This is a genomic window from Sphaerisporangium flaviroseum, assembly GCF_039537005.1.
Lineage (GTDB): Bacteria > Actinomycetota > Actinomycetes > Streptosporangiales > Streptosporangiaceae > Sphaerisporangium > Sphaerisporangium flaviroseum.
Window position 1 is genome coordinate 584,708 of sequence record NZ_BAAAZR010000002.1, and the last position, 24,034, is coordinate 608,741.

At 70.6% G+C, this 24,034-nt stretch carries 18 protein-coding genes; 8 read left to right on the forward strand and 10 right to left on the reverse strand.

Translation table 11 applies throughout. The annotated features are described in order from the left end of the window. The first annotated feature begins 27 nt into the window (after positions 1 to 27). Positions 28 to 801 (forward strand): TNT domain-containing protein, encoded by a 774-nt coding sequence (locus ABD810_RS08850; protein WP_344936620.1) that lies wholly within the window; start codon positions 28 to 30, stop codon positions 799 to 801. Here ABD810_RS08850 and ABD810_RS08855 read toward each other — a convergent pair. The 6 genes from ABD810_RS08855 to ABD810_RS08880 all read right to left on the reverse strand — a co-directional run bounded on the left by ABD810_RS08855 (position 786) and on the right by ABD810_RS08880 (position 6,159). Continuing rightward, positions 786 to 2,006 carry a hypothetical protein gene (locus tag ABD810_RS08855; protein WP_344936622.1) on the reverse strand — a complete coding sequence of 407 codons (1,221 nt, stop codon included), beginning with the start codon at positions 2,004 to 2,006 and terminating at the stop codon, positions 786 to 788. The genes ABD810_RS08850 and ABD810_RS08855 overlap by 16 nt on opposite strands. Continuing rightward, entirely contained in the window at positions 2,003 to 2,608 is a 606-nt protein-coding gene (locus ABD810_RS08860) for a DUF6879 family protein (RefSeq protein WP_344936624.1), read from the reverse strand. Before ABD810_RS08860 ends, ABD810_RS08855 begins: the two co-directional genes overlap by 4 nt. Positions 2,609 to 2,698: 90 nt before the next feature. Further along, positions 2,699 to 2,827, reverse strand: coding sequence for a hypothetical protein (locus ABD810_RS08865; protein WP_344936626.1), 129 nt, complete (start codon positions 2,825 to 2,827; stop codon positions 2,699 to 2,701). 60 nt (positions 2,828 to 2,887) lie between these two features. Then, positions 2,888 to 3,988, reverse strand: coding sequence for a HesA/MoeB/ThiF family protein (locus ABD810_RS08870; protein WP_344936628.1), 1,101 nt, complete (start codon positions 3,986 to 3,988; stop codon positions 2,888 to 2,890). Positions 3,989 to 4,121: 133 nt separating this feature from the next. Next, entirely contained in the window at positions 4,122 to 4,802 is a 681-nt protein-coding gene (locus ABD810_RS08875; RefSeq protein ID WP_344936631.1) for a cupin domain-containing protein, read from the reverse strand. A 322-nt stretch (positions 4,803 to 5,124) separates the two neighbouring features. Then, entirely contained in the window at positions 5,125 to 6,159 is a 1,035-nt protein-coding gene (locus ABD810_RS08880; protein WP_344936633.1) for an alpha/beta fold hydrolase, read from the reverse strand. Positions 6,160 to 6,730: 571 nt separating this feature from the next. Between ABD810_RS08880 and ABD810_RS08885 the strand changes: the two genes are divergently transcribed. The 7 genes from ABD810_RS08885 to ABD810_RS08915 all read left to right on the forward strand — a co-directional run bounded on the left by ABD810_RS08885 (position 6,731) and on the right by ABD810_RS08915 (position 18,257). Next, a complete protein-coding gene (locus ABD810_RS08885; protein WP_344936636.1) occupies positions 6,731 to 8,203 on the forward strand; it encodes an SWIM zinc finger family protein in 1,473 nt (490 codons plus the stop codon). Continuing rightward, entirely contained in the window at positions 8,200 to 9,669 is a 1,470-nt protein-coding gene (locus ABD810_RS08890; RefSeq protein WP_344936638.1) for a DUF5691 domain-containing protein, read from the forward strand. The genes ABD810_RS08885 and ABD810_RS08890 overlap by 4 nt, the downstream gene beginning before the upstream one ends. Before the next feature lie 67 nt (positions 9,670 to 9,736). Beyond that, positions 9,737 to 10,801 (forward strand): ATP-binding protein, encoded by a 1,065-nt coding sequence (locus ABD810_RS08895; RefSeq protein WP_344936640.1) that lies wholly within the window; start codon positions 9,737 to 9,739, stop codon positions 10,799 to 10,801. A 142-nt stretch (positions 10,802 to 10,943) separates the two neighbouring features. Then, positions 10,944 to 13,295, forward strand: coding sequence for a DUF5682 family protein (locus tag ABD810_RS08900; protein WP_344936642.1), 2,352 nt, complete (start codon positions 10,944 to 10,946; stop codon positions 13,293 to 13,295). Positions 13,296 to 13,400: 105 nt separating this feature from the next. Further along, positions 13,401 to 14,582, forward strand: coding sequence for a VWA domain-containing protein (locus ABD810_RS08905; RefSeq protein WP_344936646.1), 1,182 nt, complete (start codon positions 13,401 to 13,403; stop codon positions 14,580 to 14,582). 251 nt (positions 14,583 to 14,833) lie between these two features. Further along, positions 14,834 to 16,249, forward strand: coding sequence for an MFS transporter (locus tag ABD810_RS08910; protein WP_344936648.1), 1,416 nt, complete (start codon positions 14,834 to 14,836; stop codon positions 16,247 to 16,249). 736 nt (positions 16,250 to 16,985) lie between these two features. Next, entirely contained in the window at positions 16,986 to 18,257 is a 1,272-nt protein-coding gene (locus ABD810_RS08915) for an enolase C-terminal domain-like protein (protein WP_344936651.1), read from the forward strand. Positions 18,258 to 18,487: 230 nt separating this feature from the next. Here the strand turns inward: ABD810_RS08915 and ABD810_RS08920 are convergent, their stop codons facing one another. The 4 genes from ABD810_RS08920 to ABD810_RS08935 all read right to left on the reverse strand — a co-directional run bounded on the left by ABD810_RS08920 (position 18,488) and on the right by ABD810_RS08935 (position 23,940). Then, positions 18,488 to 18,697, reverse strand: coding sequence for a hypothetical protein (locus ABD810_RS08920; protein ID WP_344936653.1), 210 nt, complete (start codon positions 18,695 to 18,697; stop codon positions 18,488 to 18,490). 192 nt (positions 18,698 to 18,889) lie between these two features. Continuing rightward, a complete protein-coding gene (locus ABD810_RS08925; protein WP_344936655.1) occupies positions 18,890 to 20,476 on the reverse strand; it encodes an FAD-binding oxidoreductase in 1,587 nt (528 codons plus the stop codon). Between the two features lie 302 nt (positions 20,477 to 20,778). Continuing rightward, a complete protein-coding gene (locus tag ABD810_RS08930) occupies positions 20,779 to 22,242 on the reverse strand; it encodes an LCP family glycopolymer transferase (protein WP_344936657.1) in 1,464 nt (487 codons plus the stop codon). A gap of 201 nt (positions 22,243 to 22,443) precedes the next feature. After that, the gene (locus tag ABD810_RS08935; protein ID WP_344936659.1) at positions 22,444 to 23,940 is read right to left on the reverse strand and encodes an alpha/beta hydrolase family protein; all 1,497 of its coding nucleotides are present in this window, start codon (positions 23,938 to 23,940) and stop codon (positions 22,444 to 22,446) included. Positions 23,941 to 24,034 lie beyond the last annotated feature (94 nt).

The following is a 24,034-nucleotide window of genomic DNA, read 5'->3' on the forward strand; positions in this document are numbered from 1 at the left end:
TCGGTTCCCGATCTTTCAGGAGGATTCATGCGAAATTTTCGCCGACGCGCGTCGCTGGCCGGCGCCATCGGCATCGTCGCCGCTTCTCTGACCGCTGTTTCTGCGGAGGCGCCGGCCCACGCCGCCTCGCGGGCCGGTGCTCCCTGGGCCACGGGGGTACGGGCGACGGACCCAAGCGTCCCCGCCACCGCCGCGGCCGGCCTGGCATCGCCGGCCGCCGACGATGCCGAGCCTGCCTGCACCGCGCCCTATGTCAACGAGGACCCCAGGCTCGGGCCGAAGAAACTTCCGAAGAAAAGGCTGTTGGGCCATATTCTCCGTGATTATGTGCCGCTTGGCGGTATCCCACCGCAAAAGTTCCTCAATCGCTATTGGGACTGGGGGGCGGCTTCCTACCGTTATCCGCATGACTTCGGATTCGCCCATTCGGGTAACTATTCCAACGGCAGGCCGCTGATCACCCCGATGACCCTGCGCGTCGGCGAGAAGATGGACCGCTTCGGGGGTGAGGGCGGGGCTTTCCTCGCGCCGCTCGGCACGCCGTTCTCACGGCGCGGCATTCCCCCGAGCAGCCTGGTCACCCTTCCCATCAAGCCGGAATACCCCTGTAATTACCATGCCTACGAGGTCAGCAGGGAGTTCGCCGTCGACTCCGGTCCCATCGCGTCGGCGTTCCAGCAGCCAGGAGGCGGGGACCAGTACCACCTCGTGAGCAGGCTCATCCCCGAGGCGCCCCAGCTCCGGCCCGAGGTGTCGGTGAGCTGGCTGGTGGACAACGGCTACCTTCAACGGCTGAACTGATCGGCCGGCCGTGGCCTGCGGTACCGGGCGACTCCCTTGGCCGTCCATCGCCGTACGCGGGCCCCGTGCCTGCGCCTCCAGGCGCGGCACCACGCGTACTGGTACCCGGCGAGAACGGCGAGCGTGGCGAGCGCGTCGACGGTGGCGACAAGGCTGTCGTGCCTGGCCAGCGCGCCGAGCGACCGGCCGATCAGGGTGGCGGTGAATGGAAGGGAGACCTGGAGGAAGGCCCCGAGGCAGAGGGCGGTCCCGGCGAGCATGAGCCCGCTGTAGAGCCGGGTCGCCCGCCGCTCGCCGGGCTCCAGCCCGGCGAGCGGATCGGTGGCGGGCCGCCGAGCGCCACGCCGGACCACGTACAGCAGGTAGGCCGTCGCGCCGGCGTAGAGATTGCGGCAGCCGGTCAGATCCTGGATCAGGAAGTACAGGTCGGTGCGCATGAAGACCAGGAACTGCAGGGCGAGCCCCGTCATCTCCATGAGGGCGACGATGGCGGGCACCGGATGAGGGTCGAAGATCGCCATCACCCCCAGGCAGGTGCCGAGGACGGCGGCGTCCACCGTCATGCCCGCCAGGTAGACCGTCAGGCGCACGCGCCGTTCGGCCAGCCAGATGCCCGAGACGTCGGTCTGCACGGCGAGGAACTGCAGCCGGGTGTCCAGCCGGATGCGCCCCGGCACTCCGGCCGCCCTGGCGGTGCACAGATGCGCCAGCTCGTGCAGCGTGAAGAGCACGGCCACCACGGCCACCTCGCCGAGCAGCACCAGCGTGCCGTGCTCCATCCACAGCAGCGTCCTCCAGCCGGGGATCACCTCGGGCCGGACCAGCGCGGCGGCGATCCCACCGGCGACCAGCGCGGCCATCAGCCAGTGAAGGACCGGGCTCAGCGTCCAGCGGACCAGCCCTGCCGACAACCACGGCAAGGAGGGCCGGTGGACGGGCACGTCCTCGAACACCCGGTCGCCGATGGAGACGACCAGCCCGACGGCCGCCATCCCGGCGACGAAGTCGCCCACGTCGAGATTCGCGCCGGTCTCCGCTCTCAGCCGCTGCTGGGCCGCGAGGATGGTCATGCCCTCCTGCAGCAACTGGACGGCCCGCATCCCCTCGTACGGCACGGCGACGCACACGCCGGTGTCGGGCCTGCCGACTATCCACTCGCCGCGGTCCTCCCGGACCCCGAGGGCATGGAGCCGGACCGAGGTCACGGCAGGGCGGGGACGAGTCTTGGGGGGGCGAGCGGCCGGACCCGCCTTTCGACGTAGCCCACCAGTTCCTCGGCCCGCTCGTAGAGTGCGGCGACGGCCGAGGTCCACGGTTCGACGAACGCACCGCCGGTGATCTCCCGCGCACCGGTACAGGCGCCCCGCGAGTCGTAGAGCACGTGGTACATCCGGAGGCCGGGGAAGATCACGAGCTCGGGTAGCGGGGCACCGGACTCGAACAGGGAGACCTCGGGGGCGGCGATGACCCTGCCGCGCTCTCCCAGCCGCGACCGCAGGGCAAGCAGGTGGAGTTCCCACTGCATGTAGGGGGTGAGCGGCCACTCGACGACGCGCAGGCGCCGGAGCTGACCGCGAGCGGGGAGATCGGCCGCGATGGCCTCGCGGGCCTCGTCCAGCAGGGTCAGGGAACGGCGCCACTCGCCGCGCACCATGGCGTTCCAGCTCGGGTCGGAGCCCTCGTCGAAACTCTGCGCGCGTTCGAGCTTCCAGATGACGCCCTCGAACTCATGAAATATCTCGAAAAAGCTGGATGCGTAGTCCTCTGTGGTCAGGACCCTGCCTGGAGCGGTATGAACCCGCGGCAAGTCTCGTCTCACCCGAAACCCCACTGAGTCGATGGGTGACCCGGATGGCCGATCGAGTCTCCGGCCACCCGGGTCCGAACCAGATCTCCGCTAGCTGTTGGAGTTCCCGCTGTAGCTATTGGTGGTCTCGATCGTGTCCAGCAGCCGGATCGATATCTTGACCGGCGCCGGCTCTGTCTCGGGAGGCGGGTCCTGCGTCATGGGATCGACGTTGTCCATGGCTTTCCTTTCTCGACGGGGCGAACTGTGCGTGCCTGCACCGGTGCGAGCGGCCGCCCTTCATCGGGTTCCGGTGACGGGAGGCCCCGCTCCTGGCGGGAGGGTTCCGCAGGCGGGACAGTCGGGGCGGAGAGGGTGGCGCGCGTAGACGTGCTGGTCGGGGGCGATCAGGTTCATCCCGGTCACGTAGCCTCCCGGCACGGCGGGAACGCCGGTGACCAGCGCGATGATGGCGTGGGCCGTCAGGTGGCCGGACACGCCGGCGGACGGGGCGATCGCCCCCGGCCCGCCCAGGTCGACGGAAAGCCCTGGTGGCAGGGTCGCCTCGATGCCGGCGCTCAGGCATTCGTAGCAAGGACCGCCCGGGCTGAACGCAGCCACGCTGACCAGGGGACCGCTGTAGCCCCCGATCGCCCAGGGCAGGCCCGCCGCCACGCACGTCCGGTTGGCCCAGATACGGATGCCTTCACGGCCACGGGGTTCGTCCGCGCACAGTGCCAGCGCGTCGAAACCCTCTATGAGTTCGGCCAGGTCCCGCTCGCCCGTCACCGTGCGGCGCTCACCGGTTATGTCGAGGCAGGAGTTCACCTCGGCGAGCCTGGCCACCGCGACCTCGGCCTTGGGCCGGCCGATGTCCGCCTCACGGTAGAGCGCCTGCCGCGTCAGGTTGGACAGCTCGACGTCGTCGCGGTCGACACAGTGGATCGTGCCGACGCCGCAGGCGGCCAGCGCCCAGGCCGCGTGGCTTCCGGTCCCGCCGAGCCCGAGGACGAGTACCCGCGCGTGCTTGAGGCGTGCCTGGGCCTCCCAGCAGTGAGCTCGGGGGGTCAGGTCGACCCGTCGGAAGAACGCGATGTTCCTGGAGTAACGCTCCTGCTCCGCGGGGCTGAACTCGTCGGGCGGCCGGGCCGCGGCGTCCTCCACGTATCCGGAGTCCATGAGGATGTCCACGATGCCGGCCGCGCCGTCCGAGGCGAGCCCGGGGAACGTTTCCCGCAGGTGAGCGGCGATCTCCTGGGGCGTGCGCGTCCCGTCCATCGCGGCGAGCGCGGCCCACGCGAATCCGTCCGGATCGGCGATCTCGGCGGCGAGGCCGTAGATGGACCCGCCGATGCGGACTCTGCCGTCTCCGTATCTCTGCGGCCGGTGTTCGGCTTTCACTCGCGGAAACCGCACGGCGACCTCAGGTACTCAGAGCAGAAGACCTGACACGAAGATGATGGGCGGGTGAATCACTGGTGTCAACGCGGTTGCGGTTCAGCCTGCTCGACCTTTTGCACACATGCGCGACGGGTCACACGGCGCGGAAGTCCGCGAAGTCGAAACCGGGGGAGACCACGCAGCTGACCAGAACGCCTTCGGCGCCCGCCGGGTAGGCCGCCTGCCAGGTGCCGGCGGGCACCAGAGCCTGCGGAACCTGGCCGTTCTCCACATCGGGCCCAAGAGTGATCGTCTGCCGGGGCCGGGCACCGCTCTCGGCCGGCCGGTCACCGCCCTCGGCCGACTGGTCACCGCTCTCGGCCGGCCGGTCACCGGCCTCGATGGGGAGGTCGCCCGTGCCGCCAAGCAGAAGCGTCAGCGGCCCGCCCCTGTGCCAGAACCACACCTCGTCGGAGCGGACGACGTGCCAGACCGACTCCTCGCCGGGCTGCAACAGGAAGTAGATGCCCGTGGCGCTCTGGCGTACCCCGCCGTACCCCGCAGGCTCGAAGCCCGTGGACGTCCTCCAGGTCTCTCGGTACCACCCGCCCTCGGGATGGGGGAGGAGCTCCAGCGCCTCGGCCACCGCGGGACGCTCCTGGATCGCGACGAAGGTCCCGGTGACGTCACGGCGCAGGAACCTGCGGCGGCCTCCGTCGTCGTCCACGGCCACGACGGGATCCGGCCCGGTGAAGGTGGCGTTCGCGGTGCGCAGCGCCTCGTCGTCGTCGGACACCGGGACGGAGGGCCCATCCGGGTACACGGAAAGCGTCATGAGCAGCACGCCGTCGATCCTAGGGGAGCGGCCCTGACCGGTTCGCCCCGAGCCGGAGCGTCGGCGGCTCGCTTTGTCGATCTCCGCCGGCCTGCCGGCCACCAGCCCGCGACCGGCGGCTATCGCGAACGCCACCCCGGCATTGATGCCCCGTGGCGTCGAGCCTTCGGGGCCGGGGGTCACGTCCGGAGAGGGCCACCGGCTCACCGGCAGGCGGCGGTCAGCACTCGCCGCGCCACCTCACGCTTTCCAGGACCGTCGCGTCCACCACGTCCCCCGCGTACAGGCCGGGGCCGGGGTTGTAGCGGACGCACTGGGTGTGCTAGGGGGCGCAGGCGGCCGGTTGGGGCTGGGGACCGGGGTTCCCCGTGCCGAAGAACAGCCGGGCGCAGTCGCTGACGAAGCGTGCGTTCTCCTCAGGGATGTAGTGACCGGAATCAGGCGCCACGACCGGACGGACGTCTTCGGCGACCTGGCGGAACGAGTCGGCGACCCCGGTCCCGAAGGAGTACTGCCCACCCATCGCCAGCAAGGGCATGGTCAGCCGCCTCGCCGCGTTCGCCTGGTTGTTCGCCGCGTCCGCGGGGAACGCCCGGTAGTACTCGTACCCGGCGGTGCGCCGCGCGGGGCTCGCGTAGGCGGCGTAGTAGACCTCACGGTCCACCGTCTCCGGACGGTGGCTGAAGCCGAACATCATGCCGAGATACGTGCGGACGTCGGCATCGTCCATGATCGTCTCGGGGATCGGGGCGGGTGACATGTTGAAGCGGAAGTGCCAGCTGATCCCGTAGAGCTCCTCCAGCCCGAAGCCGGCCAGCGGCGTCTCCAGGACGGCCAGCCGTGTCACCTCGGTGGGGAAGTCGCGCGCGTAGGAGTAGGCGATGAGGGCGCCGAGGTCGTGCCCGAGAAGCTGCGCCTGCGTGAAGCCCAGCTTGTTGACGGCCTGCCGGATCCGCCGCGCGGTGGTGGCCTTGTCGTATCCGCCGGCCGGGATGGCCGAGCTTCCCAGGCCCGGCAGGTCGATCGCGATCACGGTATGGTCGCGAGCCAGCTCAGGCATGATCTTGTGCCACATCCACCAGGTCTCCGGCCAGCCGTGCAGCATCACCAGGGCGGGACCGGACCCGCCGCGGACGTAGTGGACGGCGCCGCCGTCGACGGCGACCTTCCCGTGGACGAACCCGGGGGCGAAGCGAGCCGGGCCCTCGGTGGGCTCGTCAGCGGTCACATCGGCAGCGGCGGCCGTGGTGAACAGGGCCACCAGGAGGGCGAGAACCGTGCTGACGGCGGTCAGCCGCGCCTTTCTCGGCCTTGGGTGCTTGTTCGAGCGATGGGCGGTCTTTTCCTGCGGGGACATACTGGAGGCCCTTTCCATCGGCCGGGAACCGCGGACCGTTCCAGCGTCCAGAGAGCCGGAGACGGCCTGGCGGGCGCGGCTGGGATCGGCGATCAGCGTCCGGCCGCCTCCGTCCCCGCCCCCCCGTAGCCGCGGGCCGCCGCGACGGCTGATCGCTCAAGTTGTCAGATGAAGCCTGCACGATCACCAGCACCGGCGTCTTCTCCCATCGTGCTCAGTCGGGGGAACACTGGGCCTACGACACCTTCGGGTCCCGGTGGTGTTCCCCCTGCATGAGCAGGGAGGAACTCATACACGGTGGGCCGGCGCCGCCTCCCTGGCCAACGCGCGGCGGCGAGGGGGATGTCACTGCCGGGCGCTCGGTACACGGAACTCGTCGCCCTCAGGGGGTCGTCCCCGCCAACGCGCGGTGGCGAAGGGGATGTTGTGTCCCGCTTGTCCTTCACGGTGACCTGCCCCGCGCTGTCCGTCCGACGGCCGCTGAACGGCCGGTCGCGTCGACGTTTCCGGGCGGATCGGTGAGCCTGCGTAAGGGCGGTTTTTGTCAGAGGTCCTCGCTAGTCTGCCGGTCGTGATCGAACGTTGGAGCCGTGATCAAGTGCTCGCGCTCGCCCCCGACGCCTCTTCTCAAAAGGGCGCCCAGAGCGTGAGCACACCGGCGAAGTGGTCGGCCGTTGGTTTCATGCCCGACGTGCTCTGGGGCGAGTGCAAGGGCAGCGGCGCCTCGCCGTATCGTGCGTGCGTCGACCTGGGCGAGTCCGCCTACCGGTGCAACTGCCCTAGCCGGAAGTTCCCCTGCAAGCACGCCCTCGGTCTGCTCCTGCTCTGGTCGGCCGACGGCGTGCCCCCGGCCGATGCGATGCCGCCCTGGGTCGCCGAGTGGCTGGAGCAGCGGCGCGCTCGCGCCGCCAAAGCCGCCGCGACCAGTGGGCCCGGTGACGCGGGCTCGCCCGCCGAGCCGGTCGGCGCGGAGCGTCGTGACGCGGGTTCGGGTGACAACGCTGGAGCGGACCGGCGCGCGGCCCAGCGTGAGGAGCGTGTCGCCGCGGGCCTGTCCGAGCTGGAGCGATGGCTGGCCGACCAGATCGGCCAGGGCCTCGCGGGTGCGCGGCAGAACGCTCCCGCCCAATGGGAGGAGCTGACAAGGCGACTGGTGGACGCCCAGGCTCCCGGCGTCGCGGGAGCCGTCGCCCGCCTGCCCCGGGTCCTCGTCGAGGAAGACTGGCCGGCTCACCTGCTGGGGGAGTACGGCCTGCTCAATCTGCTCGCCGTGGGCTACCGCCGTGCCGGCGAGTTGCCCTCGCCGCTTCGCGAGACCATCCGTTCGCGCGTGGGCTTCCCCACCTCGCGCGAGGAGGTGCTCGCCGGCAAGACCGTGCGCGACCAGTGGGATGTGCTGGGGCGGCGCGATGAGGAGCAGGACCACCTCGTCTCCCGCCGTGTCTGGTTACGGGGGCGCGCCAGCGCCAGGTTCGCCCTGGTGCTGTCGTTCGCGCCGACCGGCCAGGCTCTCGACGCCTCGCTGGTCACCGGCACCGCGATCGACGCCGACCTGGCCTTCTATCCCGGCGCGTCCCCGCTGCGCGCGCTGGTGGCCGACCGGCGCGCAGGGCCACCGGCTCGGCCGCCATCAGGCTGCGGGGCGCCCGCGGCGCTGGCGGAGGTCGCCGCCGCGATCGAGGGGGACCCGTGGCTGGAGTCCTGGCCTGTGGTGCTGAGCGACGTCATCCCCGCCAGGCAGGCAGACCGGTGGGTGCTCGCCGACTCGCCGCCGGCGCCCTCACCCGCGGCCCCTTCCGGCTCTGGCGTCGGCGTCTCTTCGGCGCCCTCGGCCTCGGGTGGTCAGTCCGGTGGGGGCGGCGGCGCTGATGGGGTCGAGGGGCCGGTGGTGGAGGGCATCCCGTTGCACCCCTCGACGGGGCAACCGTGGCGGCTTCTGGCCGTGTCCGGAGGCCACCCGGTGACCGTTGCCGCCGAATGGACGCCGCGAGGGTTGCGTCCGCTCACGACATGGGACCAGGAGGGCCAGGTGGTGGTGCTGTGATCACCGTCGACGAGTGGGAGCGGCTGGTGTCGTCGGCGCTGGTCGGGACAGACCGGCGTCCGGTGCCCGACCTGCTAGGCCAGGCCGCGGCGCACACGGTCGGGGCGCGAGCGGGGCAGCGGCTCCATAGGGGCGAGCCGCTGCCTGCCGCGTCACCTGAGGAACAGCCGCCGGTCCCCCGTGCGGCGGGCGAGCGTGTGGCCCGCATCCTCGACGGTGAGCAGCCCCGGCTGCTCGCCGAGTGGCTGGAGGCCGCCGCCGCCCGGCGGTACCACCTGCCGCCGAAGCTCGTCCCCCGCGTCCTCGACCACGGCGTACGCGACCGCTCCCTGCGGTCTCCCATCGGTGTGCTGGCGGGGGCCAGAGGCCGGTGGCTCGCCGAGCTCAACCCTTCCTGGGCCTACTTACTGGAGGAGGCGACCGCTCACTTGGCCGGCACCGGTCTTCTCACCCCTTCGGGCGGTGCCATCGGCACCGGTGGTGCCACGGGCTCGCCCGGGGACGAGGAGCCGGATGACGGTACCCACCATTTCTGGGCGTTCGGCACCAGAGGAGACCGCCTGTCATACCTGCGGAGCCTGCGGGCCGCCGACCCGGCCAGGGCGCGAGCGCTGCTGCGCCGCGGGTGGGAGAAGGAGTCACCCGAAGATCGCGCGGCCTTCGTCCACGCCATGGCCGAAGGTCTGTCGATGGCCGACGAGCCGTTCCTCGAGGGCGCGCTCGACGACCGCAGGCGCGAGGTGCGAAGCCAGGCCGCCGACCTGCTGACCAGGCTGCCGGAGTCGCGGCTCGGCCGGCGGATGGCCGAGCGGGCGGCGCGGTGCGTGAGGTTGTCCGGCGACCGGCTCCAGGCCGAGCCACCGGAGGCCTGCGACGGCGACATGGAGCGGGACGGCGTCCGTGCACGCGCGCCCGGCGGCACCGGCCAGCGCAGCTGGTGGCTCCAGCAGATCGTCGCGCACACCCCGCTGGCCTTCTGGACGGAGAGCTTCGACCGCACGGCCAAGCAGATCGTCGCGCTGAACCTCGGCGAGTGGGCGCGGGAGATCAGGCTCGGCTGGGAACGCGCGGCCGTCCTGCAGAACGATCCGGTCTGGGCGCGGGCGCTGTTCGCCGTGGAGCCGCTGACCGACCTGCTCGCCGTTCTTCCCCCGGGTGAGCGTGCCGACAAGGCGGCCGAGCTGGTGCACGACCAGCCGGTCGACGGCCAGCTGATCATGATGCTCGGCGGGGTGCCCGCTCCCTGGGGCGAGGCGCTGACCAAGGCCGTGCTGGAGAAGATCCTGCACACGGCGGGGCGCCAGCCGTGGAACCTCGGTGAGCTGGTGCGCCTCGCGAGCGAGCGCGCCGACCCCGCCATGCACGAGGTCGCGGCGCGGCTGTCACCCGAGCCGCCCGTCCAAGAGGTGGCCGCCACCCTGCGGTTCCGTTTCGACATGCTGGCGGAGCTGGAGGCCCACCCGTGACCACTTCTGTCCTGACGAACGACACCACTGCTGTGGCCGACAACGCGAGAGCGAGCTGAAGACCGACATGACCGTTCTGCGTCCGCACGCGGAAGACCAGTACGCCGAAGAGCTGGCGATTCTGGCCAAGTCCGACGACCGGCCGAGGCCTCCGGGCTGGAAGCTGTCTCCCTGGGCCGTCACCACCTATCTCCTCGGCGACGGAAGCCAGATCACCCCCAAGTACATCGGGCCTCGCCGGATCGTCGAGGTCGCCGTCGCCACGCTCGCCACCGACCGGGCGCTCCTGCTGCTCGGCGTGCCCGGCACCGCCAAGACCTGGTTGTCGGAACATCTCGCCGCGGCGATCAGCGGCGACTCGACGTTGCTGGTGCAGGGCACCGCGGGCACGGCCGAGGAGGCGATCCGCTACGGGTGGAACTACGCCCGGTTGCTCGCCGAGGGCCCGTCCCGTGAGGCCATGACACCGAGCCCGGTCATGCGCGCGATGGCGGAGGGCCGGCTGGCCCGGGTCGAGGAGCTCACCCGCATGCCGTCCGACGTGCAGGACGCGCTGATCACGGTGCTGTCGGAGAAGACGCTGCCGATCCCCGAGCTGAACCAGGAGGTCCAGGCCTCCCGGGGGTTCAACGTGATCGCCACGGCGAACGACCGCGACCGGGGCGTCAACGAGCTGTCGAGCGCCCTGCGGCGCAGGTTCAACACGGTCGTCCTGCCGGTTCCGGCCAGCGCCGAGGAAGAGGTGGACATCGTCTCACGGCGGGTCGTCCAGCTCGGCCGGTCTCTCGAACTGCCGCCGACGCCGACCGGAATGGAGGAGATCCGCAGGGTGGTGACGGTGTTCCGCGAGCTGCGTTCCGGGGTGACGGCCGACGGTCGTACGACGGTGAAGTCGCCCAGCGGCACGCTGAGCACCGCCGAGGCCATCTCGGTGGTGACCAGCGGCATCGCGCTCGCCGCCCACTTCGGTGACGGGGTTCTGCGTGCCGGCGACGTGGCGGCCGGCATCGTCGGCGCGGTGATCCAGGATCCCGTCTCCGATCGCGTGATCTGGCAGGAATACCTGGAGACCGTGGTCCGCGAGCGCCCCGACTGGCGCGACTTCTACCGGGCCTGCCGCGATGCCTCCTGAGGAGCCGCACAGCGGGCAGGCCGGGGCAAGCCCTCCCGTGCCTCGCGCGAAGTCCATCACCACCCCGAAGCCGGTCACGAACACCACTCCCGCGTCCGCGGTTCTCGGGGTACGGCATCACGGGCCAGGGTCCGCGAGGGCTGTGCTGGCCGAGTTGGAGCGGTTCCGGCCGGACATCGTGCTGATCGAAGGTCCGCCCGAGGCAGACGGGCTCATCGCGCTGGCGGGCGATCCCGACCTGGAGCCGCCCGTCGCGTTGCTGGCACACGTGCCGGGAGAACCGTCGAGGGCGGCGTTCTGGCCGTTCGCCGTGTTCTCTCCCGAGTGGCAGGCCATCCGTTACGCCGTTCGCGCGGGCATCCCTGTCCGCTTCTGCGACCTGCCCGCCACTCACAGCCTCGCCGAGCGAGCCGCCACGCAGCCGCCCTCAGACAGCGCTCCGCCGGCCGTCGATGCCGACCCCGGCCCTGGACAGGCCCCGTCCCCGCCCGCCGACGGGACATCCGGCCGCGCCCCTTCCCTGAGCCCAGGTGAGACAGCGGTTCCTGACCTGGGCGGTCCAGAGGCCGCCGCGCCTTCCGCCGAGGCCGAGCCGGACGGGCCCGCGGACGGGTCAGAGCATGCCGAGCCCGTGGTGCATCGTGACCCGATCGGGGAGCTCGCCAAGGCCGCCGGATACGACGACCCGGAGCGCTGGTGGGAGGACGCCGTGGAGCATCGCGGTGACACGCCGTTCGAGGTGATCGCCGACGCCATGGCGGCCGTCAGGGACGGGCACACGCCGCACGAGCACGAAGCGCGCCGCGAGGCGTACATGCGCAAGACCATGCGTACCGCCTACAAGGACGGCTACAAGCGGGTCGCGGTGGTGTGCGGCGCCTGGCACGTCCCGGCGCTGCGCGAGCTGGGCCCGGCGGCGCCCGACGACCGGCTGCTCAAAGGGCTCCCCAAGGTCAAAGTGGAGATGACCTGGGTGCCATGGACTTACGGGAGGCTGGCCTCCTGGAGCGGTTACGGCGCGGGCATCACCTCGCCGGGCTGGTACGACCATCTGTTCGCCGCGCCCGACCGTCCGATCGAGCGATGGCTGGCCGCGGCCGCCAGGGTGCTGCGCGACGAAGACCTGCCGGTCTCATCGGCCCACGTCATCGAGGCGGTCCGGCTGGCGAACAGCCTCGCGGTGGTACGGGGGCGTCCGCTGGCCGGGCTCGGCGAGGTGACCGAGGCCGTACGGGCGGTGCTGTGCGAAGGCGACGAGCTGCCGGTCGAGCTGATCCAGCGGCGCATGGTCGTGGGGGAGCGGCTCGGCAGCGTTCCCGACAGCACCCCGATGGTCCCGCTCCAGCGCGATCTCCGTGACCGGCAGCGGCGGCTGAAACTCCGGCCCGAGGCACTCGAACGCGACCTCGATCTCGACCTTCGTAAGCCGCTCGACCTCGACCGCAGCCGCCTGCTTCACCGGCTCGGCCTGATCGGCGTGTCCTGGGGCTCGCCACGGGAGGCGCGCGGCAAGGGCACCTTCCGCGAATCCTGGACGCTCGAGTGGCGCCCGGAGTTCGACATCGACCTGATCGAGGCGAGCGCGTACGGCACGACCGTCCCCGCCGCCGCGACCGCGCGGGTGCGGGAGCTCGTAGACCTTGGCTCCGGACGGACGGCCAGGCACGCGGGGCCCGGTCCGGCCGGTCCGTCGCCGAGAACGCTGGCGGAGTTGACCGGGGTCGCGGAGCGGTGCCTGCTGGCCGACCTGCCGGAGGCCCTGCCCCATGTCCTGTCGTCGATCTCCACCAGGGCCGCCCTCGACAGCGACGTCACCCACCTGATGGCGGCCCTTCCCGCGCTGGTTCGTGCCCAGCGCTACGGCGACGTCCGCGGCACGCCCGCGGAGGGCCTGTTCGTGATCGTCGAGTCACTGCTCAGCCGCATCTGCGCCGGGCTGTCGGCGGCGGTGACCGGGCTCGACGACGACTCGGCCCGGGACCTGCTGGGTCACGTGGACGCCGTGCACGCCTCTGTGGGCTTGCTGGAATCCCGCAGAGAAGGGTGGCTGGCGGCTCTGCGGAGTGTCGCTGAACGACGTGACCTGCACGGACTGATCGGTGGCAGGCTGAGCCGCATCCTGCTCGACGCCGGGACCATTCCGGCCGAGGAGGTCGCGCTGCGGATGTCCCGCTCGATGTCGGCGGGTAATCCTCCCTCGCAGGCGGCCGCCTGGGTCGAGGGATTCCTGTCGGGCAGCGGCCTTCTCCTGGTACACGACGCGGGGCTGCTCGGCCTGATCGACACGTGGCTGACCGGGCTGACAGGGGAGGCGTTCGTCGACGTGCTCCCGCTCCTGCGCCGCACCTTCGGTGCGTTCAGCCCACCCGAACGCCGGGCCATCGGCGGCCGGGTCTCCTCGGGCGAGTCGGGAAGGACGTCCGCCACCGAGGCCGACCCCGAACGCGCGGAGCCCGCGGTGCGCACCGTGCTCACGATCCTGGGCAGCACCTGATGCCTCGACGGCGTCCACGCGGAGACGCGCGTGTCCTGTCGCGGCGCTTGATCCGGCGCCTCGGTACGACGCGGCGCGATGTTCGGCCGAGGGAAGGAGTGGATCATGGACGAGCGGTTGCGTAGATGGCGGTTGGTGCTGGGTGGGGACGCCGATGGCACGGGTTGCGTGCTGAGCGGCAGGGACGCCCAGATGGACGCGGCCCTGGCCGCGCTCTACGACAGCGGGCGCGGTTCAGGCGAGGGGTCGGCTGGGAGCGGCGCTTCGCAGCAGTCCGGCGGAGGTCTCGGCGCCTCGGCGCCACGAGTCGCACGGTGGCTCGGGGACATCAGGTCCTACTTCCCCTCGACGGTCGTCCAGGTGATGCAGAAGGACGCCATCGAACGGCTCAACCTCACCCGGTTGCTGCTCGAGCCCGAGATGCTGGAGGCCGTGGAGCCCGATGTCCACCTGGTCGGCACCCTTCTCTCGCTGAACCGGGTGATGCCGGAGACCGCACGCCGGTCGGCACGCGCGGTCGTCAGGAAGGTCGTCGCCGACCTCGAACGCCGGCTGGCCCAGCGCACCCGGACCGCCATCACCGGAGCGCTCGACCGGTCGGCGCGTACCCATCGGCCGCGCCGGGTCGCCGACATCGACTGGGATCGGACCATCCGCGCCAACCTCAAGAACTACCTGCCGGAGAAGAACACGATCGTGCCGTCCCGGCTGGTGGGGTACGCACGCAGGCAGCGGGCGGTGATCCGCGAGGTCACGCTCTGCATCGACCAAAGCGGCTCCATGGCGGCGTCGGTGGTCTACTCCAGCGTCTTCGGTGCCGTCTTGGCGTCGATGCGCTCGCTCCGCACCTCTCTTGTGGTGTTCGACACCAGCGTGGTCGACCTCACCGACCAGTTGCACGACCCGGTCGAGCTTCTGTTCGGCACCCAGCTCGGCGGGGGTACGGACATCAACCGGGCCATCGCCTACTGCCAAGGGCTGATCACCCGCCCGACGAACTCCATCTTCATTTTGATCAGCGATTTGTACGAGGGGGGAGTGCGGGAGGAGATGTTGCGCAGGGTCGCGGCGATGACGGCGGCCGGGGTGCAGGTCATCGTGCTGCTCGCGCTGTCGGACGAAGGCCAGCCGCACTACGACCGCGACAACGCCGAGGCGCTGGCCGCTCTAGGTGTCCCGGCCTTCGCCTGCACGCCCGACGCCTTCCCCGGCCTCATGGCCGCGGCCATCGAACGCCGCGACATCGCCCAGTGGGCCGAACGCACCCTCGCGGTCCGCGCCGTATGAACAACCACGACCGGCCGCGCCCCCAACGGCGTGCGGAACGCCGCGATGGGGGCGCGGCTCGGGATCGGGGGGTGGCTCAGGATCAGGGGATGGCGCAGGACCGAGGGGCGGCTCGGAACCAGTGGGTGGCTCAGGACCAGGGGGTTGGCGCAGGACCGAGGGGCGGCTCGGAACCAGTGGGTGGCTCAGGACCAGGGGATGGCTCAGGACCTATGGGTGGCCTAGGACCAAAGGACGAGGTGAGGGCCGATGTGGCGGATGAGGAGGGCCCGTACCTTGGGCGGGTGTCCTCAGTAGTGATCGACTCTCCTCCCGTGGCGCCTCCTGGCGTGCTCAGCCGTCCGTACCGCGCGTTGAGCGTCGGCATGGTCGCGCTCATCCTGCTCCTCGCGTTTGAATACCTGGCGGTGGCGACGGCCATGCCGGTGGTGGCCCTGGCACTCGACGGTCGTCCTCTGTACGGGCTCGCCTTCAGCGGGTCGATGGCAGCGAGCGTGATCGCCACGGTCGCCGGCGGCCGGTGGAGCGATGTCCGGGGACCGGTCGCGCCGTTGTGGACGGGGGTCGCCGGGTTCGTGGCCGGGTTGCTCATCGCCGGTCTCGCGCCCACGATGCACGTTCTGCTCATCGGCCGGTTCGTCCAAGGCATCGGCGGCGGCCTGTTCTCGGTCGCTCTCTACGTCGTCGTGGCCCAGGTCTACCCCTCGGCGATGCATCCGAGGGTGTTCTCGCTGCTGGCGGCGGCATGGGTGCTCCCGTCCATCGTCGGTCCGGCGATCACGGGCGCCGTGGTGGAGCACATCGGCTGGCGCTGGATCTTTCTCGGTATCGCGATCCTCGTCGCTCCCGCCGCCGTGATGCTGTGGCGAGGCCTGGCGGGGCGGGCCACCGCCGTCCCGCAGGAGGGCGGCCCGGGGCCGGTGCCTTCGGGGGCGGGCTTCAGAGCCCGGCTCGGGTGGGGCGCCGTGGTGGCCGTCGGCGCCGCGCTCCTGCAGTACGGCGGCGGGCTGGGCAGAAGCGGGATCATCCTGATCGTGCTCGGGCTGGTCGTTCTGGCATTCGCCCTTCCGCGCCTGCTGCCTCCCGGCACGATGCGTGCGGCGCGGGGGTTCCCCACGGTGGTGCTCCTGCGCGGTGTCGCGGCCGGAGCGTCCTTCGCCGCCGACGTGTTCGTGCCTCTGATGCTGATCGGGGAACGCCAGCTGAGCCCGACCCAGGCGGGGCTCTTCCTCACCGGATCGGCGCTGAGCTGGTCGTTTGCGTCGTGGATCCAGGGACGCAAGCAGTACGACCGGGGGTTGCTGCTCCGGGGCGGCACGGCTCTGCTCGGCCTCGGCATCGCGGGCACGGCGCTGCTGGTGTTCGACGTGGTTCCGCTGATGGCCGGGCTCGTGGCGTGGATGCTCGCCGGGTTCGGTATCGGGCTGGTCTATCCGACGCTGTCGGTGCTGACACTGGAGCTCTCTGAGCCGGGGGAGGAGGGTAAGAACAGCTCATCACTGCAGATCGGCGAGTCGGTCTTCTCCGTGGTGATCGTCGCCGTCACCGGTGCGATCTTCGCCGGATTCGAAACCGCGTGGTGGGTCTATCTGGCGTGTTTCGGCCTGATCGTCGCCCCCGCCGCCCTCGGCGCCCTCACCGCCGGCCGCATCCACCGCTCGAGGTAGCGCGGCACCACGCGCCAGGACCTACCGGGGTGTCAGGCCGAAGGTCTACGGGGGCCCCGGCCCGAACAGGCCATTCCAGGCCAGGTGGGACCGGGCCGTAGATCTTGTGATTGTTGGCGGGTGTTGATGGAACGACAGGGGGCCCTCCCGGCACCCGTTTGATCGGGGCACCCGGGGCTGCCCGCCCAGGTCATGGTCCACCGGGACAGGGCGGGGGTGTCGCGACCCACCAGGGCGGGTGTTGGGACCTGCCGGGGCGGGGGGTGTCGGGCCTGCCGGGGTGTCAGGGCCAAGGTCTGCCCGGGCCGGGTCCGAACAGGCGATCCGGGCCGTGGACGTTGGGATCGTCGGCGGGTGTTGATGGAACGACAGGGGGCCCTCCCGGCACCCGTTTGATCGGGGCACCCGGGGCTACCCGCCCAGGTCATGGTCCACCGGGACAGGGCGGGGGTGTCGCGACCCACCAGGGCGGGGTGTTGGGACCTACCAGGGTCGGAGTGTCGGGACTCACCAGGGCGGCGGGGATGGGACCTGCCGGGGCTGGGTTGGATGTGTTGGGGTTGGTGTGATGGACGGTTTGGGTGCGGAGGCGGGGATTACCGGCTGGTTCTCGCTGTTTCTGCGGCCGTCGGAGGGGGTGATGGCTTGGTGGAAATCGTGCGTTCACCGGCCGGGTTTGGAGCGGATCACTCTTAACGGGCACCATGGAAGGGCAGGTGTTCGACGAGGGGGTTCCATGCCACGTGTCCGTGAGCTCGAGGTCTTCCGGCTTGTGCTGCCCTATGGCAGACGTCCGGAGAGCATCCTGGTGAAGCTCACGGACTACGGGGGCATGACGGGATGGGGCGAGGTCGTCCAGTCCCCGGATCGCCGCCTCGCCCGCCCGGGTGCCTCCGGCGCGGCCACGGCTCAGGCGGAGATGGGTCGCCAGCAGGATCGGACCGCTCAGGCGGGAACGGCCGACCAGCGGGGGACGGCCCGTGAAGGGATGTCCCGCGAGGGGACGGCCCGTGAAGGGATGTCCCGCGAGGGGATGTCCCGCGAGGGGATGAGCCGCGAGGGGATGAGCCGTGAAATTCAGGGCAGCGCCGAAAGCGAGCGGGATCACCTGCTTGCCAAGACCTGGGCCACGCTGGAGGAGTCGCTCGCTCCTGCCCTCCTGGGCGTTGACTGGGAGCATCCCGACGAGCTGGGCACCGTCCCTGGTGGCACGGCCGTCGACCTCGCCTGCTGGGACCTGTGGACGCGCATGCGGGGGGTTCCCCTGGCGTACGCCCTGGGGGGTACCCGTACGTCCGTGATGGCGACCGTACGGCTGGCGGCGGAGCGGTCTCTGGAAGCCATGGTCGCCCGGGTCAACCGGCATGTTTGCGCTGGATATGCCCATGTCACACTTGACGTGCACCCTGGCTGGGACGTCGAGCCGGTGCGGGCGGTCCGCCAGGCCTATCCCGCTCTGGCACTCGCCGTCGACGGCCGGGGCGCCTACACCGAGACCACGGCTCTCGAGGCGCTGGACGCCTACGACGTGACCGCGATCGAACGTCCCTTCGGAGGTCCCGAGTTCCCCGCTGATCTCGATCTCCATGCCGAGCTCCAGGGCCGGGTCTCCTCGCTGGTCGCGATCGAGGTCCATTCGGTGGCGGAGCTGGATGAGGCCATCGCGGCCCGGGCGGCGAGCGCGCTCCTGCTTCGTCCGTCCAGGTTCGGATCGCTTCGCGCCGTACGGACCGCGCATGATCGTGCGCTGGCGGCTGGATGGGATATCACCGCGGCCGGTGGAAGGGGCACGGGCCTGGCGCGCGCGGCGACCGTCGCCGTGGCGAGCCTGCCGGGATGCACGCTGCCCAGCGACGTGACGGAGCCGCCGCGCAGCGCCCAGATCGTCACCCCGCCCGTGGGGGCGTCAGGCGGGGTCGTCGCCGTCCCGCTGACCCAGTCTGGGCTCGGCCATATCGTCGACGAGGACCGAGTCCGCCGCCTCGCCAGCGATTCCTTCAAGCTCTAACCACCCACGCACCCACCCGGGCGAGCCACCTCAGGCCCCGGCCCCACCGAAGCCACCGATCAATTCGGTCCCGCCCAGGCCAGCGATCAAGCCAATCCCACCGAAGCCACCGATCAAGCCGTGCGCATCGTTTACGGGCGTCTGAAGCCGCTGGGATGGCCGTCACCGCCTCAGGCACCCGATGTGTTCCAGGATGGTCAAGTCCCGTGGGCTCGGGTGCCTTCAGGTGGTCAGTTGTGTCGTTTGGAGGCTCTGAGCTGGCGGCGGAGGGCGGGGACGCCCAGTGCGAGGCCCGCGATGACGGCGACCAGGCCGATCACGAACCACTCTTTGGCCCCGCTCATGAAGCTGCCTCCTACGTAGCCGAGCCCCTGGAGAGCCCAGACGGCGCCCATGAGGACCAGCAGGGCGCCTCCTGCGATGAGCAGCCAGTTCTTCACGGGGATCCTCCTCAGGCGAGCGAGCACGGACAGCATCTCACCTGATCGACTGTTCGTGCTGGAAGAGCCTGATCGACCGCTCGTGCTGGAAGAGCCTGATCGGCCGCTCGTGCTGGAGGACCCTGATCGACTGTTCGTGCTCAGGGAGCCCGCTCACTGCTCGTGCTGGGGGACCCTGATCGACTACCCGTGTTAGACGACCCTGATCGACTGCTCGTGCTGGAAGACGTTGTGCGGGTCCCATCGTCGCTTGGCCTTGAGCAGGCGCTCGTAGTTGTCGCCGTAGTAGAGGTGGTACCAGGGAACCCCCGATGTGTTCCACTCGTCGTTGCCCAGGTCGCGGTCGGGGTAGTTGATGTAGCACCCGTCCGTGATCGCGGCGGGGTCGATGGCGCCTTCGGCGGTGGCGGGGACCGGGACGCCCCCGGAGGCGGCGTAGACCCTGCGGTAGAGCTCGCGCAGCCAGCGCTCGTGGACGCCGTCTTCCGCCGGGTCGGTCCAGTAGGCCTGGTACTGCAACTTCATGATCGAATCACGTTGGACCGTGGCCGTCTCGTGGGCGCCCAGAGCGTTGATCTTGCAGCCATAGGTGTCGACCTGGATCAGAGCTTCAGCGTTGTCGTATTGCGTGTTGTCGTAGCCGTCGCCGTCCCGCGTGCTGGACAGGTAGTTCCAGATGCCCTGGATCTGGTCATCGGGGAACGGCTTGCGCATGTAAGCCGACTTGTACTTGCCTCGCCGGTTGTCCCCCGAGCCGTTGAGCGTCTGTGTCGCCTGGATCCAGGGCATCAGGAGAGGTTCCCGGTGCAGGCCGCGGATCTGGGGATGCTCGCCCAGGTCGACGTCGAGCTCGGCACGCTCCAGCCCCACGCCGTCCTCGATCTGGCTGAGGAAGGCGTCCAGCCGGTCACGCCCGGCCGCGGGATTCGTGGCGTCGACCTGGGTGATCAGTCCGATCTTGCCCGCCTTCTTGTGGGTCAGCTTCAGGATGGAGAACAGGTCGGCGTACTCGCTGCCGGGATGGCTGTTCTCAGCACAGAACCGTCCGAAATTCGCGACAAGGCGGGCGAAGGGGTCGTACGTCATGCCGTCCCAGTCCCACGCGACGGCGCTGAGCCAGACGTTTATCGGCGGCCGTGGTAAGTCCTTGAACCAGTAGCGCGTGATCACCCCGAAGTTGCCGCCGCCGCCACCGGTGTGCGCCCACCACAGGTCGTGCAGGTCGCCCTCGTCGCTCCTGCGGGCGACGACCGCCTCCGCCTCGAAGTCGCCGTGCGGCCGGCGGCGGACCACGACCACCTCGACGGCGTACAGGTAGTCGACGGTGAGACCGTGCCGGCGCGAGAGCAGCCCGTATCCGCCGCCGCAGATGTGACCGCCCGCGCCCACCGAGTAACAGGACCCGGCGGGCAGAGTGCGGCCGGTCTCGCGGTACAGCCGGGTGTAGGCGTGCCAGTTGGTCGAGCCCGCCTCCACGCAGTACGCCCCCATGCCCGGGTCGTAGTGGACGCGGTCCATCTGGCCCACATCGATGATCACCTGTACGCCGGGGTTGGCCACGAAGTTCTCGTAGCAGTGGCCACCGGAGCGGACGGCGATGCGCGTGCGGCCGCTGTTGAGCGCTTCGTTCAGGGCACCCACGACGTCGGCGGTCGATCGCACGACCTTGATGTAGTCGGGATGGGCGGTCCAGCGCTGGTTGAACCCCTGGCACATCGCGCCGTACCTGTCGTCGATCCCCGTCACGGTGATGCCCGAACCGGCTTCCACGTTGGACACTGCGCTCTCCTTATCGGAATTGACGGCGTCGCCGGCGGAGCGCCCGGGAAGGGCGTGGGACGGGCCCGGCGGGCTCGCCTGGAGCTCGGCGGCGGCCGTCACGAGGCTCCGTCCCGGCTGCCGGAACAACGCGCGGAACAGGCCACCCGGAGCGCGGAGGAGGGAACGGGCAGGACGCATCGTCAAAGGTCACTCGACGCGACCGCGTCACGGGGGGCAGACACACGAGAAAGACTTACCGTAGTCACCCGGCTACTTCATGTAACTGAAGCACTACCGTTACAGAACCGTGATCTTGGGTGTCAGGTGCCGCAGATGTCGCCCGCGGGAGACTCCGAGCTGGTCGAAGACGGCTTCCGCGGCTTGGTGCTGGAAGAGGGCGAGGCGGTGGCCCCGGCCGCAGACGCCTGCGGGTCCGGCGACGTGGTCGCCGAAGGCGCGGCCGAGCGTGCGACGGAGTCGCGGATCGCTTTGGCGCTGAGCCTGCGTATCCGTGCCCAGTCCGGATTGCCGGTGTAGATCAAAGGCGGGACGAACTGCACGCCCGTCACCTGGGCGTTCCTGACCTTCAGCGCGAGCGGTACCAAGTGCCCCAGCATCGGGCGGGGGATGTCGGTGCGGAACATGCCCTTGGAGGCCTGGGCGAGCTGGTTGAAGCGGAGCAGCACGGTCGCCGGGTCGGCTTGGTGGAGCAGCGCGTCGAGCACGCACCGCTGGCGTCCCATGCGGGTGTAGTCGTCGCTGAACGTACGCGAGCGGGCGAACCACATCGCGTCCGCGCCGCGCAGCTTGCGGGTGCCCGCCTTGACGAGTCCCTCGTCGTACTTGCCGAACACCACATCGGTGGGGACCGTGAGGGTCAGGCCGCCCAGCGCGTCGATGATCCGGGCCAGCCCCCACATGTTCACCAGCGCGTACCAGTCGACATCGACCCCGAGGGTGTACCCGATGGTCTCCTTCAGCGTCTCCGGGCCCATGCCCTTGCGTCCCCCGAAGATCTCGGTATGGACCTCGGCGTACTCCCAGACCGAGAAGAGCAGGTCCTCCCGGGACCCGTCGGGGTTGGCCGGCAGGCGGAACCCGGTGGGGAACCGCCGGTGCATCGGGCTCCCCGGGGGGAAGCGGACGTTCTCCAGGTTGCGGGGCAGGCTGAGCAGCACGGTGTTGCCCGTGCGGACGTCCACGCTGACGAGGTTGATGCTGTCGGTGCGCACGCCGACGCGGTCGGGCTGCCAGTCGCCGCCGAGGAGCAGGACGTTGACCCGGGTCCTGCCGTCCCAGGGGTCCGCCGGCTTCGCGCCTGCGGTCGGGGCGGCCGCGACGGCCGTGGGGGCGTCGAAGACGCTGTTCAGCGTCTCCTCGGACACCATCACGTACTGGGCGACGACGACGAAGGGCATCGTCACGGCGACGGCCAGCGTCCCGGTCAGGATCCCCGAGACGATCTGGCCCACCTGGGACAGGTTGCCGGGCCGGAGGATCACGTACGAGCGGACCAGCAGGGCGAACCAGCAGACGGCCGCGATGACCGCCAGGGCGATGATGGCGCGCAGCCAGCCGGGATCGAGGAGCCGCCCCGCGAGATCGGCGTCCGCCGTGAAGGCGACCACGCCGAGGGCGGCGACCACCAGCACGTACGTCCCGAGCAGGGCGAAACCGGTACGACGGTGGCCCGCGCGCAGATGTGCCGAGCCCGGTAGAAGGGCGGAGAGGGCCGTCCAGCCGATGACCGCGACGGCTCCCCCTGGCTTCCTCGTATCAGGCAACGCTCTCCCACCCCCCTGGCCAGGAGGGGAAATGTATTCAGGCGAGCCGACGAGCACGTGAACACGCCGAGAACAGCTCACGATTTATACGGATACGTACGGGCCGGAACCCGCCGGCCGCACCGACAGGCACTCCCTCACGAGCATTCCGAATCCATGCCCGCAGGCCCGGACCCGAATCCCCGGCACGGAGCCGGGCGGCTACCAGGGAATACCGAACAGCCCGTAGTAGGCGGCGGTGACCAGGAGCAGAGCCGTGCCACCCAGCATCGTGGCCACCGTGAACCGCTGCCAGCGGCCCGGCTCCCAGCCCGCGCGGAAGGCGGTGACGACGGCCGCCACGGTCGTGACCTCCTGCACCAGCATGAGGACCGCCAGCACGCGGATGATGAGCCATCCGGACAGCACCGCGGGCCATGCCCCGGCCTGGTTCACCGAGAAGAGCACGATCAGCATGATGAAGGCCAGCACCGACGCGAGCAGGGCCACACCGGTCCACGCCATCCGGCGCAGGCGGCGGCGGATCGCCGGCCAGGACTCCGAGTGCGCCGAGGGAAGCAGGTCACGGCCGCGCAGCCGTACGACCATCTCGGTGACCGGGGCCGCGACGTAGCCGACGGCGGTGAGGGTGAGCGCGAGGCCCAGGACCGCGGTGCCGGCGTACCAGGGCGCGCGCGGCACGTCGGTGGCCTCGTACCGCTGCACGGGCGTGGCTCCGGCGATCTGCGCCCCCGCCGGCGGCCGCGCGGTGCCGGGAAGCCCGATGATCCAGTTGGCCATCGTCTCGAGGTACCCGCGGGTGAACGCGCCGCCGTGGATCCTCATGGCGTGGTCGGCGCCGCGGAGGAACCGGATGGTGTAGTCGGAGTTGCCCGCGTCGCCCAGCGCCGAGGTGAGCTTCTGGGTGCTCTCCACGAACGGGATCGAGGGGTCCATCGTGCCGTACAGCGCCAGGACCGGTTTCTTCAGCTGTTTCAGCGCCGGGACGCTGTCGTAGCGCAGGAAGTTGAACCCGACGCCGCCCATCGCCTTGGTCAGCAACTCGCGGACGTCGGCGGGCGCGTGCAGGCGTTCGAGCTGCTCGTTCAGCGCCCACGCGACCTGTCGCACCGGCGAGACGTTGGGGGAGGAGACCAGCACGGTGAAGCCGACGTCGACGCTCCTGGCCGCCGCGATGGGGACGACCCAGCTCCCCTCGCTCACGCCCCAAAGGCCCGCGCGCACCGGGTCGACGTCGGCGCGCTTCCGCAGCACCTCGACCATCCGGAGCGCGTCGTCGGCGAGCAGGCCGAAGTCCCGGTGACGGAAGTCGTACCCGACGGTGCGCTTGTCGTAGGTGAGGGTCACCACCCCGGCCCTCGCCAGCCACGTGGCCTGGCTGGTGAACTCGCCCCGGTCGCCACGGCCGGAGCCCTGGACGAAGGCCATCGCGGGATGGCGGCCCGGGGTGCGCGGCGACCTGATCGTCGCGGTGAGCGTGGTGCCGTGCACCGGGACGGAGATCTCCTCGACGGCGATGGGCGCGTTGTGGGGGACCGGGCGGTACTCCGCCGCGGGCTGCGCCGGAAGCGACTGGAAGGTCTGGCTCTGGCTCAGTCTCGGAGGGTCGAAGGACGGCGGGGACAGCATGTACCCCACCGTCGCAAGGATCGCCAGAAGCGCTCCGGTCGCCACGCTCAACCGGCTACGGTCGCTCACGCCACCTCCTCGTCGGGCGGCTCGCCGCGGACTGGTCCATGTGATCGCTGTGATCGCTCGCAGGGACTCCGCTCTCGGTCGCACGTGTCCTCTG

Bases quoted from the DNA above. Each gene is read 5' to 3' on its own strand.
- ABD810_RS08905 (WP_344936646.1), top strand. From the start codon at position 13,401: ATGGACGAGCGGTTGCGTAGATGGCGGTTGGTGCTGGGTGGGGACGCC.
- ABD810_RS08850 (WP_344936620.1), top strand. From the start codon at position 28: ATGCGAAATTTTCGCCGACGCGCGTCGCTGGCCGGCGCCATCGGCATC.
- ABD810_RS08865 (WP_344936626.1), bottom strand. From the start codon at position 2,827: ATGGACAACGTCGATCCCATGACGCAGGACCCGCCTCCCGAGACAGAG.
- ABD810_RS08915 (WP_344936651.1), top strand. From the start codon at position 16,986: ATGCCACGTGTCCGTGAGCTCGAGGTCTTCCGGCTTGTGCTGCCCTAT.
- ABD810_RS08895 (WP_344936640.1), top strand. From the start codon at position 9,737: ATGACCGTTCTGCGTCCGCACGCGGAAGACCAGTACGCCGAAGAGCTG.
- ABD810_RS08875 (WP_344936631.1), bottom strand. From the start codon at position 4,802: ATGACGCTTTCCGTGTACCCGGATGGGCCCTCCGTCCCGGTGTCCGAC.
- ABD810_RS08880 (WP_344936633.1), bottom strand. From the start codon at position 6,159: ATGTCCCCGCAGGAAAAGACCGCCCATCGCTCGAACAAGCACCCAAGG.